A 1,714-nucleotide genomic window follows, 5' to 3' on the forward strand; every position below is an offset into this window, starting at 1 on the left:
ATTCTTCCGGCGTCAATTCGCGGAATTCGACTTCCTCGCCGTCGGCGAGCAGCGCGCGCAACGAGATGACTTGATCAACCGTCTTGCCGTAAACAATTGAATGTGTGCCCGCGGAATTGTTGGCAATCATGCCGCCGACTGCCGCACGGCTGGAGGTGGCAACGTCCGGGGTGAAATGCAAGCCGGTCGCCTTGATTTTGCGATTCAGCTCGTCGCGCACGATGCCGGGCTCAACGCGCACCCAGCGTTCCTGGGCGTTGACTTCGAGCAGCGCCGTCATATATTTGGAACAATCGATGACCAGGGCGTGGCCGACCGTTTGACCGGCCAGGCTCGTGCCGCCGCCGCGCGGCAAAATCGCAACGCCGTATTTTGCGGCGGTGCGCATCGCCTGAATCACATCGTCTTTGTCGCGCGGTATTACCACGCCGACAGGTTGAATTTGGTATAAACTGGCATCGGTGCTGTAGAGATAGCGCGCCACGTCATCAAAAAGAATGTCACCTTTGATTTTACGCCGCAGTTCGCTTTCGAGGTTGGGGAGGGGGGACATGATCGTCGCTCCTGAAGGAGAATTAAATCACATTCAGCCAAATCGCGCTTTGCCAAAATGAGATCATAACAACCGGACATGATCATTGGCGTCGATTAAATATACGATTTCCCGAATCATGAGCAAGAACGAAGTGGAACGATGAATTGAACCGGATTCCAGGTCACGGTGTGGCCGTGGTTTTATTGCGCTAGATTCCACGCCAGGCCCGGGTTGTGCCTGCGCGGATTGCTTTTCCGTTTGAATGTCACCCAGGGAGCTTGTGAAGTTGCGCGCAAATTGCTGCGTACCTCAGAAGATTCGTCCGAATGACTTTTCTATTTGAACCGCGAATGATCACGTATCAACGCGAATTCGCACAACACGCAACTTGCGCTTGCGATGATTTTTTTTTATTTTGCTTCGTGTTTATGCGTCAGGCGCGAGTATGCGGCGCCTGATTGTTTTGCTGTGCGTGAAAACCTCAAAAAAGCATCGCGGTTCGTTTATCGGGAAGATGTTTTCAAGTGCGGGAAAAGATGTGACGAATGCAGGCAATTCTTGAACAATGATTTAAATAGGATCGTGTGATGACAGCTTCCGATTACCCCATTAAAGTTGCAGTTATTGATTTATATGACAACCTGCCGAACGAGGGCATGCGCTGCATTAAAGAAATCATTACGGAAAGTGATGGTAAATACGGCAAGCAGTCCGTGGCGTTCAATGTTTTTGAAACCCGTTATAAAGACGAAATCTGTGATCTTGATTATGACATTTACATTTCGAGCGGCGGGCCGGGCAGCCCGTTTGACGGCGCCGGCAAAGTGTGGGAACGGCTTTATTTTAAATGGTGGGAGGCGCTGTGGCGCCACAATCAGCGCGCCAGCCAGGCGCATGCGAAGAAGTATGTGTTTGCCATTTGCCATTCGTTTCAGATGATGTGCCGCTTCTTTAATCTTGCCGAGGTCACTGCGCGCGGCTCGAAATCGTTCGGCATCATGCCGATTCACAAAACTCCTTCGGGCAGGCAGGAGCCGTTGTATGGCGGTTTGGAAGATCCTTTTTATGCCGCGGATTTTCGTGATTGGCAGGTCGTCTCGCCGAAAGAAAATGTACTGCAAGAACTCGGCGCGGAGATTTTGTCGCTTGAAAAAATCCGGCCGCATGTTCCGCTGGAGC

General features: G+C 51.7%; 2 protein-coding genes. One reads left to right on the top strand and one right to left on the bottom strand.

Features of this window, described 5'->3' with window-relative positions:
- On the bottom strand, positions 1–553 hold a 553-nt coding region (locus tag FBQ85_30000; GenBank protein ID MDL1879365.1), incomplete at its 3' end, for an FAD-binding oxidoreductase.
- Between the two features lie 569 nt (positions 554–1,122).
- Between FBQ85_30000 and FBQ85_30005 the strand changes: the two genes are divergently transcribed.
- Positions 1,123–1,714, top strand: a 592-nt coding sequence (locus FBQ85_30005; GenBank protein ID MDL1879366.1) for a GMP synthase, incomplete at its 3' end; no start/stop codon positions are given.

The sequence above is a fragment of the Cytophagia bacterium CHB2 genome (assembly GCA_030263535.1).
Taxonomy (GTDB): domain Bacteria; phylum Zhuqueibacterota; class Zhuqueibacteria; order Zhuqueibacterales; family Zhuqueibacteraceae; genus Coneutiohabitans.